Below are 13,616 nucleotides of genomic sequence, written 5' to 3'. Positions count from 1 at the left end.
TCTCACGTATTTATATGAATTTTTACAGAAAAAAAATGAAAACTATTCTCATACCGATCTTCATTCTTATGATGGGGCTTTATACTGCCCAGAGGTATACTCAACAAAAAAAAGAAATAGAAAGTATCATTACAGCAGTGAAAGAAAGTATCATTAAAAAAGATACAGCAACTTTCAAGAGCCTGTTTACGAAAGATTCTTTTAACTGGACCGCTGTCATTACGGATAAAACCCAGCAAAAAAGGATCGAAAAGGATCCTAAAGCAACTAACACTTTCACCAAAAATTTCAGCAATTTTCATTCTTTTCTTTTGGATAAGGGAGAACAGGAGGAAATATTCAGAAATATTTCTATAGAAAATAATGATGTGATTGCTTCAGTGATTTTTGATTATTCATTTCTTTCCAACCGTAAGGCATCAAATTGGGGGAAAGAATTCTGGCATCTGGCAAAAATAAATGGTCAATGGAAAATTATCAGTGTCATCTACAGTCTGGAGTTTAACAACTGATCTTCCTACGGATCAAAATCCTTTCTCAAAAAAATTGCTTACCTTGCAGTATTGGATTTAAAAGAATCTTAAAAATGCTAAGTAATATCCGTCATAAAATGGAAAGAGAATGGTTTGGTGTACTCACAAGAACCGGTGCCAAACTTGGGATTCCCGTGTCTAAACTGAGGATTTTCTTTATCTACTCTACTTTTGCTACAGCGGGCTTTTTCTTTTTAATTTATTTAGGATTGGCATTTACAATCTGGATTAAAGATATTTTCATCACAAGAAGACCCAGTGTCTTTGACTTATAAATTATGGAATTTTTACCGATTACTTCTGCGGAAGATCACAGAGTTCAGGAAATCTATACTTCTTATACCACTACTTTTCCTGTAGACGAACAAAGAGACAGGAAACAGTTTACCGCATTATTTTCCAATCCGAAGGTAAGATTCATGTCTGTAGTGCATGAATCGGAAGCTGTTGGCTACCTTATTTTATGGGAACTGAGCTCCTTTGTTTTTGTGGAACATTTTGAGGTGTTTGAAGCCTTCAGAAGTAAAAAGCTGGGTTCTCATATTATGGGCTATTTATTGGAAAACTATCCTCAAATTATCCTGGAAATTGAACCTGCAGAACTTAACGAAGATGCAGCGAGACGTTATTCTTTTTATCTGAGAAATAATTTCAGCCTGATAGACACCACTTATGTCCAGCCAAGTTATGGTGAGGGAAAGAGGTCTTTGAACTTATGGCTGCTGGCCAATTACTCTCCTGAAAATATAGAGGAAATTAAGAACGAGCTCTGTGATACTGTGTATCCTTAAAATATAAAACGCCGGAATTATTCCGGCGTTATTTTTTGATCTATTTTTTAAATTAGAGATTAATTAATTCACCTCGTATTCAAGCTTTATTGTAATACTCGCTTCTTTCTCTTTTGAAGAGGTATTGAAGGTTCCTCCATAGGAATAGTCTTCATTGGAATTGGGTGCTGTAATCTGAATAACTCCCATTGTTGCTTTCTTCAGACTGCCCAAACTGCTTCCGGAATTTTCTGCAATTTTCTCAGCACGCTCTTTGGCATCTTTGGTTGCCCCGGCAATCATTTCCTGTTTCACAGTCGCCAGTTTGGTATAGAAATAAGCGGGTGAAGAAGAGGTAAACTCAATTCCACGGTTGATGATTTCGGTAATATTTCTGGAGAGATTTTCAATTTTCCCAACCTCTTTACTTTCAATGGAAACTTTTTGAGTCAGATTATAACCGGAAAATTCTCCCTGCACATAATTTCCGTTCGAATCATTATAGCTTCTGAATTGTTTCTGGATATCCACAGATGAAAATACAATCTCGTTCTGTTTTATTCCTTTTGAAATCAAGTAATCATTGATCACTTTTCTATCGAGTGCCAGCTCATCATAGGCAGATTTCAGATCCGTATTGTTTTTCGAAAAACTTCCGGACCAGGTAATAAGATCTGAAGTAAACTGTTTAGTCCCCAGACCGGTAACGGAAATCGTATTTTCAGATTTGTTTCTGTTTTTTATCGCATTTCCAAGAAATCCGAGGCCGATTACAAAGCCTAAAGCTCCTACTGCAACCGCAATAATATTTTTATTCATAAAATTTGTGAATTGGATTTGTTTTTAAAAGGTATTATATCAATTTCCATTCCACTATTTTAAGATATTTTTAACAGGATAAAAAAGAAGACAGAACTTGCTAAAGCGCAGACAATGGAGTGAAACACACTAAAAAAAAATTAAAGTCTATCTTAATTACCTTTAATTTGTTTTAACCTTTCTATAAAAAGGGGTATTGTTTCTTCCATTCTCAACATTACACCAGATAAGTTTTTAGCTTTTACATAGGTACGTACCTGAGGCTTTGCAGTAAATGAAAATGCAATAAACTCTGAGATTCGGTCGGCAGGAATTCCTGCTTTGATAAAGTATTCATCCTCTACTCTATTCCGAACCCAAAGAATATGCTCCTGGAGATCATCATACCTGTATTGTCTTTTCTGCCGCCTTGCCTTACCGCTGATCAGATCATAAACGCCTTGTACATTCAGGTTTCCTAACAGTATTGGTAAAAGAACACTTTTCACTTCTGCCGGCTTTTCCCTCATCTTTCCTACAGGCTGCGGAAGGCCTACAGCATCTCTCACCTGTTCTCCTTTATCTACCTTTGCCACGATACGGGAATCTACCTCCAGGTCACCTGAAAGCTTTTTGACAATCTTTACCTCACCTATGTCTTTCGGAATCTGAAACAAGGTAACTAACAGCTGATTATTCACTCCATCAACAAGAACTTTTCGGGATGCTCTCCTGAAATCTTCTTTTACAAATCTCAATTCATCATTGGGACTGGCCTCAATGGAAAAATCCCCCTGTGAATTGGAATAGACTTTTTTGTCGGTAGACATATTAATGATAATGACAGCTCCAAGATTATCACCATTATCATCCACAACTTTTCCTGTCACGGTCTGCTGTGAAAATAAAAGGCTGGTGCATAGAAAGGCTATGAAAACAAAAAATTTTACGGGTTTCAATGTATATTTGTTCAATTTTTATTCTGTCTAAGAATTAGTCTTTGTTGTTACTTCCTTCCAGGTTATTTAATTTTTTATATTCCGCAAATGCTACTTTAATTTCATATTCTATGACATCAATTTGGAAATCTTTGCGGTTCTTTTTGGCGAGTAAACGGTTTCCATTGGCGTACAGCAGAAATTTATCGATCTGCTCTTCATCCATTCCGTATTTTTTCAGAAAATCCAGATTGATTTCTCTTTTTACTCTGGCCAGGAAATCCTGTGTCTCAAAATAGCTGGCTTTAGTAATCTTCGGTTTAGTTGCTTTCTTGACCAAACCTGAGAAAGTTCGAAAAACACCTAATAAATCAACCTGTCCTGCTTTGAAATCGTGTCCTGTAAATGTTTTAGACACCGTGTTATCCGGCAGAGGTTCATTAAGAGGGCCAAGCATATATTCTCCCAATTCAGATTTTAAGTTTTTCAGCTTCATGGACTCATTTAAATATTGATTGTCTTTCGCCAGATTTCCTGTAGGATTATATTTAATCTTAACTTCAGCAATCTCAATCTCCATTTTTTTGAGGCTTATCCGGAGTGGGGCGTTCAAATCTTCACGGGTAATCTTCTTACTGGTACGGTAATATCCTTCTTTTACAAATCTTACTTCATCATTTTCTTTGGCATCAATAGCAAACCTTCCTGTATCATCGCTCTGTACACTGGCATTATTTGTGATATTCACAACTAATACGGAACTCATATTTAAAGTCCCTTCATCCGTAGTTCTACCTGATATTTTTTGCTGTGCAAAAACAACAGTTCCCATAGAAATAAGAGAAAAGCAGAAAGTTTGTTTTAGCATTTTTCCATATCTGCTTATTTTTGAGTTTGCGGTGCACGATAAGATGATATTCTCGTCAGTACAAAACGCTGAAATCTATATAGATCTGCATCACTGCAAAATCCATATTTCAGGATCTTTTTCCTTTCAAAACCTCCAGCAAAAACATAATAAATGAAATGATCTATCAGTGGTTTCTCTATTTTAAGATCTGTGAAATATTCTTCTCCAAGACTTTTTTTGATATAACTCATCAGATCAATATCATCCCACTTGTCTTTTACCTTTCCAATGCTAAATCCTTCTCCTTTTGGCTGCACAAATTCTCCTGGTCTTGCTGCCAGGATTCTTGGATCTGATTTCTGTGAGATATACCGATCCATTTCTGCTGTCAGTTTTTCAACTTTTTTAGGCTTATTATAGTTTTTCGTGTCGATTTTAAGGTTTCCAGTAAGTCCCTTCTTTACTTCAACTTCAGGAATTTGAATGGTTGTACGCAAAAGGCTTATATTCATAGGAGCCTGTATATTTTCTGACGCTACTTTCCTTGTCAGACGTTCATAGCCCACTTTTATAAAACGTAATTCATCTCCTGCTCTCCCGGAAATCATAAAATGCCCATCTCTGTTTGAAAGAACCATTTCATCCGTCCGGATATTAATCACATTTACATCCTGCACTTCTGCACCATCTTCAGAAGTTATCTTACCAAAAATATAACTTTGGGCATGGGTATGAAGGAAGAAGATAAGAGATAAAAAAAAGAATAGTTTAAATTTCACTGGTTATTTTTTATAAAGCAAAGCTAAAATTATTTTTAATTTTTACCATAAGTTTAACCACAGTTAACGTGTTTTAATATTTCTTTTTAATTTTTACCCTGGAAACTGTTAAATAGCCATTCTAAATTGTTAAAGTTTCTTTTAAATTTTAGTTAACTTGCAGTTTCAATTCTCCTTTAACAATGCAAAATTCTTATACAGTTATCAATGCTTCTGCAGGATCCGGCAAAACCTACGCTCTGGTTCAGAGACTTCTGATGATCTGTCTCCGTTATCCTAATCAGCAGCAATCGATCAGGAATATTCTCGCACTGACTTTCACCAATAAGGCAGCCAATGAGATGAAGGAAAGAATACTGTCCTGGCTGGGAAGCTTTTCTACCAGTGAATATATAGAGAACACCGATCTTAAAAACATCCAGAAAGCATTTGAAGAACAAGGTTTAAAAATTACTATTGATGAACTTCACCATCGCTCAAAAAAGCTGCTGGATTATATTCTTCATAATTATTCTACTCTGAATATTGGGACAATTGACCGCTTTAATTCAAGGCTGGTAAGAAGTTTTTCTTATGAATTGGGACTTGCCAAGAATTTCAATCTTGAAATTGAAGCTGAGCCATTTTTGATTGAAGCAGTGGATAAAATGCTGGATCAGATTGGTGAAAATGAAACGATCTCCAATTCTTTCATGGATTACGTAGACTACAGTCTTGAAAATAATGAAAGAATCAACCTTAACAAAAATCTTTATGACTCTGCAAAAGAGTTTGTAAAAGATATTCATTATGAACATTTGAAAAACAATAAAAGTTTTGATGATGCGAGTTATGAAAATATAAAAAACACGCTCCGAAAAGAGATTGTTCTCAATAAAAAGAAATCTGCTGATCTTGCCGTCCAGTCTGTTGAGTTATTCAAATCCAGGAATATTGATATCGAAGATTTTGCACAGGGGAAAAACGGAATCGGAGGTTTCTTTACGAAAGTAACAGACTTTTATCAGCAGAAAAGAGCTGGTTTTCCTTTTCCCACCACACAGGAAGAGTCCGTTGTCAATAATTACAGAAAAGGAGCATCTTCGAAAGCAAAGCATAAAGAGTCTGAGATTTTTGAGATTCTTGATCAACTGATTGAAAACAGGATGCAGCTTATTCTTTTGTATATTGAAACTCAAAAAAAAGAAAAGGTATTGTCTGCTCTTCTTCCTTTAAAAGTCAATAAAGACATTCAGGATGAGCTTCAAAAAATTGAGGAAGAAAATGATCTTGTTCTGCTTTCCAAGTTTAATATTCTGATTAATGAAAATCTGAAGAATGAGCCTTCTGCTTTTATTTATGAAAAAGTAGGTTCCCAGTTTCAGCATTTTTTCTTTGATGAATTTCAGGACACCTCAGAACTGCAGTGGCAAAATTTTGTTCCCCTGCGGGACCATAGCGTTTCTTCAGAATATACTTCATTTACTTTGGTTGGAGATCCAAAACAGAGTATCTACAGATTTCGGGGTGGAGAAAGCAAGCTGATGCTTGATATCATCAATAAAAAAGAATTTTCCCCTAAACAGGCAGATCTTCTTGTTTTAAAAGATAACTGGAGAAGTGCCAGAAATATTGTACAGTTCAACAATGAATTATACCGCTACCACTCTGAAGGATTGGAAGAGGAGCATAAAAATATTTTCGGAATTGATGCCGAACAAAGTCCTAAATCGAAAATTGACGGCCGCGTAAAAGTCAATCTGATTGAAAACCTTACCAATGAAGAGTTTTATGATGACACTTCTGAAAGAATGAGGAAGGATATTCAGGAGTGCCTTAGCAATGGTTTTAAATTTTCGGACATTACGATTCTATGCCGTGGAAATTTTGATATTTTCAGCTATTCTCAAAAACTGGGAAATTTAAAAGTAACCTATCATGGCGAGGAAACCAATATCAAAACAATATCCGACAAAGGTCTTACTCTGGAACTTTCCAATACTTTAAAAGCTGTCATTGAGTTTTTAAGATGGGAAATCAATCCTAAGAATAAAACCTGCCTGATTATGATGATGTACTATCTGAATACTCTGGGGAAAATTAATATGCCGGATTTCAGTCTGGAAATGAAAGAGATTCTGGATATTGAAACTCATGAAGAGATCCTTCAGTATCTTCATTACAAATATTCGTTACAGCTTAAACAGGATCATTTTCCAAGATTCAATCTGTACAATTTCATAGAATATTATGTCAACGAATTTTCAGTAGAAAACAAGGAAACAGATTTTCTTCTCAACTTCCTGGAAATGCTTTTCAATTTCACACAAAATGCAGGCGCCAGTACAAAAGAGTTTCTAAAATATTGGGATGAAGAAGCTTCATCTTATACCATTCAGGCCTCAGAAAATATTGACGCTATTCAGATCATGACTATTCATAAGTCTAAGGGGCTTGAATTCCCTATTGTTTTCATCCCGATGATCAATAAAAACAGAGATAATGAATTTACCAACTGGTTTGAAACTAATGAAAGTGATGCTTTAAAATCGGTTAACATTAATCAGTTCAGTAAAAATCTTGAGGTGTATGATGAGGAGATTCAATCTTTTAACAAGAAAAACTCGTACAAAAATCTTATTGACAGACTATGTCTGCAATATGTTGCTACAACAAGACCGGTTGAACAATTATTTTTCTACCTTCAAAAAGCTAACAAAACTTCCAACAATCTTGAACTTCTGGAGTTCCTTCAAACAAAAAATACAGAGAACTCTGATGAGTTTGATTTGTATGAGATAAATCCGGAGATGCTGAAGAAGCATTCAAAAACCAAAAGTTCTTCATTTAAGACAAAAAATATCCAGGATCTTAAAAATGTCAGTGAAAAAAGTACTTCTATAAAAATTGCTACTCCTTCCAAAAACTATCAGGTTCGAAATGAGAAAGTGAGAATAGGGTTATTTGTACATGAACTTCTCTCAAAGATCAATACTGAAAAAGATATTCACAAAGTATTGGAAGGCTATGCGCTGGAAGGGCAAATTACCCTGGAGGAGAAAGTTGAAATAGAGGCTACTTTACAGGATATCGTAAGAACTTATTCAGAGTTCTTTGATGAGAAATGGGAAGTTATCAACGAAAAAGATATTATGATTTCTGAAAACGGAGAAAGTCATATCTTCCGTCCGGATCGTATTTTAAAGAATGACGAAGGCTATATCATTGTTGATTTTAAAACGGGAGAACAGAAAAGTAAAGATGAAGCGCAGGTGGAAGGGTATAAAAACATTCTCGAAAGACTGGGAAAAAAGGTTCTTAAAACTCAGATTATTTATCTATAAGTCCTTCAGCCACGGCATTCACAAAATATTACTTTATAATTTGCTAAAATTCCTCAAAAATATAAAAGGAATCATTATTTTTAATCAGAATAAACAATATACGATCAGTCATTTATTTTGATTACAACTAGCCATGAAAATATATTTAATTTCCTTTGTTATAAGTTTGGTCATCATGCTGATCTCTGCAGTTGTCACCTATAATATTATTGATTGTGTAGATCCGCCGGTCACGGAAGATAGTCACCGGAACATGCCCACTGAAAATATTGCAAAATCCTTGTTTCTCAGTTTTATATTGGGCGCAACAGTTTTTATTACAGCTATTAAGATCCTGAGGCGAGGACAGAAGAAATAATTATCTACAGCAGAGAGGCAATACAAACAATCTATTCTGCTAAGAGGATTCAAAACTCGTGACGTTAAATCCTTACAAAAACAAAAACCGCTATTCCCTAAGGCAGCGGTCTTATATTTTGAAGTTTTTTCGATCTTAAGCAGTCGTAGCAGGAGTAAATACTCTCTGGGATAATTCCTGATCAAAAAGATACAATGCTGATGGGTTATCACACACCATTTTGATTTTCGTCACATACTGAGAAGCACTTGCTTCTTCTTCTACCTGCTCATTGATGAACCACTGCATGAATGAAGTTGTTGCAAAATCACCTTCTTCATTAGCATTCTTTACAATATTGAAAATACTTTTAGTTACTATCTTCTCATGTGCCAATGCTTTCTCGAAAATATCTGTTGCACTATCGAACTCATGCGGAGGTTTTGCAATCTCCCCGATAATGATTTCCCCGCCTACATCATTTAAATAATCAAACATTTTGTCTGCATGCATCAATTCTTCTTTGCTCTGTACTCTGAAGTAGTTGGCAATTCCGTCAAGGTCTTTTCCTGAAAACCATGCAGACATTGAAAGATAATATTGAGCGGCATATTGTTCGTGGGCAATCTGTTCGTTAATTAATTTTGCAATTTTTTCGCTAACCATACGTATTAAATTTATAGTCAAAAATAGTGAATAAAAGCCCGTAATCAAAAGTTTTACGGAAAATTAATACAAAAAGGATGGAAAATCATCCATCCTTTTAACACTCAAAAATAAAAATTACTATCTATTATTTTGCTTCCGGAGCAGCAGTATTCATCGGTTTTCTCATCATTCTTCCATCTTTCATAGCTGTTTTTCTCTGCTCCATTTTAGCAGTTCTGTCAGCCTGCCATTTATCATATTGCTGAGGAGTAAGGATTTTTTTCATATCTGCATCCATTTGTGCTCTGTTGGCCTTCATTTCTTCCATTTTAGCCTGTCTATCGACTTTATTTTTTTCAAACTGAGCTTTCATTTCAGATTTTCTTTTTTCCTGAAGCGATTTTATCTGACTAACCTGAGACTGATTAAGATTAAGATCTTTCTGCATCTGTGCCAGATGATCCTGTTCTCTCTGCTGCATTTTTTGCTGCATTTCAGCTCTTCTAGCCTGTTTGTCCTGTGGAGTTGTCTGTTGTGCCATTGCAAAACTTCCCATCCCGATAAATGCTATTGCCAAAACTAATTTTTTCATCTTTTAAAATTTTATTAATTGTTATTATACCTTTTTGATAATGAAACAAAAGACAAGTTAAATTAACATAGTCATAAATAATGTTAAATTTTAACTAAAATAAAATAATCATAAACAAAAAAAAGGACAGATTACAAAAACCTGTCCTTCACACCACTTAAATATAATATATGAAAATTAATTCTTTACCAAACTTCCTCTAAATCCTCCTCCATTGCTACGAGAGTTCTGGCTTGGAGCTGAACTTTCCGTTCTTTGCTGTCTGAATCCTCCTCCATTATTTCCGCGGAAACCTCCGTTGTTATCTCTTGACGGAGCAGGAGCGCTTTCTCTTCGTACTTCACTGTTTCCTCTAAAGCCGCCACCATTATTACCTCGGAAACCTCCGTTATTATCTCTTGACGGAGCAGGTATATTAGTTTCTGTTTTCACATCACTATTCCCTCTAAAGCCTCCGCTGCTATTTCTGAAACCACCATTGTTATCAGTAGTTCCTCTGAAACCGCCATTATTATTTACTCCATTGTTCTGGTTTCTGAAACCGGAATTATCATTTCTCCCGTTATTATTCTGTCCGCGGAACCCTCCTGAGTTTCCTTCAGTTCTTGTATTTTTGAATCCATTATCCACTCTGTTATCTCTTCTGATGATATCAAAAGTAGGATTATCTGTTCTACGGAATCTCGATCTGTCTACTCTGTAAATATTGATATTAATATTTCTATATCTTGGCATTACAGTATATCTCGGGACATAATATGTTCTCCTGTAGTTCTGGAAATATATAATCGGGCTCGAACCTCTGTAATAGTTATTTTGGAAAACAACAAATACTCTTGGCCCCAAAATTCTTTCCATTGCATAAAACCTGTCATAATACCATCTGTCCGGGTTATATCTATAGAAATTATTCCAAGCTGCAAAACTTGAGTATAGATTATTCAGTCTTATTATCTGATCGATCTGCCATGGGTTCAATCTATTTTGCACGAAAAACCCATTCCAGTTAACATTCACAATACTGTTTCTATAATCGTTATAATAACTTTGATAATAATCGCTTGGATAATAATCCTGCGGGTAGTTGTAATAATAGTCATCAGGAAAGTAATTTCTATCATCCTGATCAGTATAGTAGTCTCCTCCATTCTGAGAATAACCATCATTTCCCCAACCATTATTCGGATACTGCTGCGCAGACGTCAAAACGCCTAAAACAAAAGCTAATCCTAAAAATATTTTTTTCATCCTTATAGTCGTTAATTGGTTAATATATAGTAGAATATCTCAATTCTATCTTTTTGATACAAATAAAAAAAAGAAGTTAAATCCTTAGATCAAACTTCTTTCAAAATATAATTAACTAACTGATAATCAATTGTTAAATTTACACTCTACCACTATCTTTTACCCAAAAAGCAATTTTTTCGTTAAAAGCATCTTTTCTTTTTAAATCTTCCAGATTAATATGCATTCTGTATCGCCAGTAATGTGGAAAAACTGCGGGATCATTGATTCTTTCGTTATCCATATTTATATTTGATAATTCTTCATCCGTTGCCATGAACTCCTGAATAGGGAAAATAGCCAGCATAGCTTCGTTATACAGATGCTGCTTCATAATAATTTCTGCCAAATGAGGAGTTAGGTATTCAGGTGCTTTTCCATACTGAACCAGTTGTTGGTTATAGTATTTCTGTGTCAACGCAGGGTCTTCTTTCCACCACTGCCGCAGTGTTGAACTATCATGTGAAGAGGCCGTAACCACATTCATATAAGTGGCATTTCTGGGATCATAGAACGGAATGTTTTCAGAAGGCATACGCTGAACTTTCAGAGCAATGATAGCCAATTCATCCATTACTACCGGAACACATGCAGGAACCATCCCCAGGTCTTCTCCACAAATCAGCATTTTGGTGGCATTCAGAATTACGGGAAGTTTTTCCATAGCTTTCTCATACCATAAATGATCTTGTCTTCTGAAAAAATAGTCGTGATACAGTTCGTAAATACTTTTCTGTTCTGCTTCTGACAGGAACTTGTAAGATTCTGTATTGTATACATTAAATCGGGGGTGATAAACCGTTTCACCCTTTCTTTTCTCTGTCAGAAACAGAACATTCGCACAAAGTGAGATCAGCTTCTCTTCAAGCGGGCCGTGTGGATTTTTCTTAAAGAAGTCGACCAGTTTTCTCTGTGTATCAAATTGTTCTTTCAGAGAATAAGTATCATCTTGCTTCTTTTCTAAAAACTCAAGTACTTTTCCACTATCTTTTTCAAAGTAATCCCACAAAACCTCATTGTTGATAAATGGCTTACAATATCTATCGAAGTCAAATGGAATTTTCAGTGCTTTAAATTCATCAAGAGTAATAGGAACAGCAGGATAAAAATATCCTAAAATTCCCTGCACAGCAGAAATCGGCATCCTCCATATTCTGAAGAAACCAAGAATGTGATCGATCCTCATTGCATCGAAATATTGCTCCAATGCTTTGAATCTATTTTTCCACCATTTATAATCATCGTTTTTCATGGCTTCCCAATTATAAGTTGGGAATTCCCAGTTTTGACCGAGCTCGGTAAATTGATCCGGCGGTGCTCCGGCTTGGAAATCCATCCCGAATAATTCAGGCTCAGTCCAGGCTTCTACAGAATATCTATAGATTCCAATGGGAAGATCTCCTTTCAGTGAAATTCCTAAACTATGGGCATAATCAACAGCGTCTTTTAACTGTATATGAAGCTGGTATTGTACCCAGGCATGAAGCATTGAAAGATCATAATCCTTACTTTTCGTAGTAAAGAATTGGGAAATCTTTCCTGCTATATATTTCTTATGGGTTTTCCAGTCGTTGAAATTTGGAGTCTTATATTTATCTCTTAATACACAGAATGCAGCATAAGGAACAAGCCAGTATTCATTGTCTTTTATAAATTTTTTGAAATTCCGGTCTTTATAAATTTTATCCTTTTGCGTATTGAAAACAGCAGTCAGGTATTTCCATTTACTTGTGATCACCTTTTCATAATCAACCAGATCAAGAGCGTTTAAAGCTTCTTTTTCAACAAGATAAGAGTCAACTAATTCTTTCGGTAAAGAATAATCAAGGGTTTCTAAAGAAATATACTGGGGATGCAGAGCATATACTGATACTGCTGCATAAGGATAGGAATCCGTCCATGAATAATTTGCAGTAGTATCATTAATCGGAAGAATCTGAATAATCCCAAGATTAGTTTCCTTCGTCCAATCTGCTAGTTTTTTAATATCAGCAAATTCTCCCACACCGAATCCATCTTCACTCCTCAAAGAAAATACGGGAACGGCAACTCCCGCATCGTGATACATCTGATATCCCTTAAATCTAAAATAATGATTGGAAACGATCTGAAGAACATCTGATAACGGATTGGCTGTTGTAAACCTATTTTCCCCGGTTTCAACGTCAATAACTCTTTTCTGCTTTATATCGTAAATACAATATTTGAACTGGATCCACTCATTTTCAGGAATCTCAACGGAAACTTCCCAAAGTCCAAAATCTGTCTGCGTTAAAGGAATAGCCTTATCATAATCCCAGCCCCCAAGGGATGCTGTATTTCCAAATAATACAATTCTCCAATCTGAATTATAAATGGGAGCTTCTATCCTAAATAAGTGAGTATGCTTTTTAAGAACAATTTCTCTCTCTGAAACAAAGCCGTGTAGTTTATTATAAAGAATCTTGTTATTTAAATAATTCTCAGGGAAGTTTTTATTATTCCATTCATCAAAAATAACAAACTCCTTGTAGTTATGTGGAAAATTAAGATGATGCTGAACAAATTCTTCTCTGATAACATTTCCTTTTTCATCTACAACACGGTATTTATACGAAACAGACTTTGAAAAATAATCTACTTCACATTTCCATAAACCATTCTCTGCATAAAACATAGTATGGATATGAGCAACAGTACCTTCCCCACCAATGGCGAGTTCAATATTTTCTCCTGCTTTTACAATATATCCTACGTTAAAGTATAGCTTCATCTATATTTT

12 protein-coding genes are annotated in these 13,616 nt (G+C 35.2%); 4 read left to right on the top strand and 8 right to left on the bottom strand.

Translation table 11 applies throughout. The annotated features are described in order from the left end of the window. Positions 1-35: 35 nt before the first annotated feature. The 3 genes from LF887_RS02345 to LF887_RS02335 all read left to right on the top strand — a co-directional run bounded on the left by LF887_RS02345 (position 36) and on the right by LF887_RS02335 (position 1,324). Positions 36-512 (top strand): hypothetical protein, encoded by a 477-nt coding sequence (locus LF887_RS02345; protein WP_236857208.1) that lies wholly within the window; start codon positions 36-38, stop codon positions 510-512. 74 nt (positions 513-586) lie between these two features. Next, a complete protein-coding gene (locus tag LF887_RS02340; protein WP_167032978.1) occupies positions 587-808 on the top strand; it encodes a PspC family transcriptional regulator in 222 nt (73 codons plus the stop codon). Positions 809-811: 3 nt separating this feature from the next. Next, complete coding sequence (locus LF887_RS02335) at positions 812-1,324, top strand: GNAT family N-acetyltransferase (protein WP_236857207.1); 513 nt, start codon at positions 812-814, stop codon at positions 1,322-1,324. A 63-nt stretch (positions 1,325-1,387) separates the two neighbouring features. On the opposite strand, the gene LF887_RS02330 is transcribed toward LF887_RS02335, so the two are convergent. The 4 genes from LF887_RS02330 to LF887_RS02315 form a co-directional block, all read right to left on the bottom strand. Next, a complete protein-coding gene (locus LF887_RS02330) occupies positions 1,388-2,122 on the bottom strand; it encodes an SIMPL domain-containing protein (RefSeq protein ID WP_236857206.1) in 735 nt (244 codons plus the stop codon). Positions 2,123-2,274: 152 nt separating this feature from the next. Next, the gene (locus tag LF887_RS02325) at positions 2,275-3,075 is read right to left on the bottom strand and encodes a carboxypeptidase-like regulatory domain-containing protein (protein ID WP_236857205.1); all 801 of its coding nucleotides are present in this window, start codon (positions 3,073-3,075) and stop codon (positions 2,275-2,277) included. Between the two features lie 19 nt (positions 3,076-3,094). Beyond that, positions 3,095-3,907: a hypothetical protein gene (locus LF887_RS02320; RefSeq protein WP_236857204.1), complete on the bottom strand. Its 813-nt coding sequence runs from the start codon at positions 3,905-3,907 to the stop codon at positions 3,095-3,097. 14 nt (positions 3,908-3,921) lie between these two features. Further along, entirely contained in the window at positions 3,922-4,668 is a 747-nt protein-coding gene (locus LF887_RS02315; protein WP_236857203.1) for a carboxypeptidase-like regulatory domain-containing protein, read from the bottom strand. Positions 4,669-4,850: 182 nt separating this feature from the next. On the opposite strand from LF887_RS02315, the gene LF887_RS02310 reads away from it, so the two are divergent. Continuing rightward, positions 4,851-7,991, top strand: coding sequence for a UvrD-helicase domain-containing protein (locus LF887_RS02310; RefSeq protein WP_236857202.1), 3,141 nt, complete (start codon positions 4,851-4,853; stop codon positions 7,989-7,991). 493 nt (positions 7,992-8,484) lie between these two features. Here LF887_RS02310 and LF887_RS02305 read toward each other — a convergent pair whose 3' ends face one another. The 4 genes from LF887_RS02305 to LF887_RS02290 all read right to left on the bottom strand — a co-directional run bounded on the left by LF887_RS02305 (position 8,485) and on the right by LF887_RS02290 (position 13,607). Beyond that, the gene (locus tag LF887_RS02305) at positions 8,485-8,994 is read right to left on the bottom strand and encodes a ferritin (protein ID WP_236857201.1); all 510 of its coding nucleotides are present in this window, start codon (positions 8,992-8,994) and stop codon (positions 8,485-8,487) included. Positions 8,995-9,121: 127 nt separating this feature from the next. Then, entirely contained in the window at positions 9,122-9,568 is a 447-nt protein-coding gene (locus LF887_RS02300; RefSeq protein WP_236857200.1) for a hypothetical protein, read from the bottom strand. Between the two features lie 177 nt (positions 9,569-9,745). Then, complete coding sequence (locus tag LF887_RS02295) at positions 9,746-10,816, bottom strand: hypothetical protein (RefSeq protein ID WP_236857199.1); 1,071 nt, start codon at positions 10,814-10,816, stop codon at positions 9,746-9,748. A 139-nt stretch (positions 10,817-10,955) separates the two neighbouring features. Beyond that, a complete protein-coding gene (locus tag LF887_RS02290) occupies positions 10,956-13,607 on the bottom strand; it encodes a 4-alpha-glucanotransferase (RefSeq protein ID WP_236857198.1) in 2,652 nt (883 codons plus the stop codon). Positions 13,608-13,616: the final 9 nt, after the last annotated feature.

Origin of the sequence: Chryseobacterium sp. MEBOG06 (assembly GCF_021869765.1) — a bacterium.
In the GTDB taxonomy this organism is placed as follows: domain Bacteria; phylum Bacteroidota; class Bacteroidia; order Flavobacteriales; family Weeksellaceae; genus Chryseobacterium.
The sequence above is the reverse complement of the archived record's forward strand: the minus strand, read 5'-3'. Positions and strand labels throughout refer to the sequence as shown.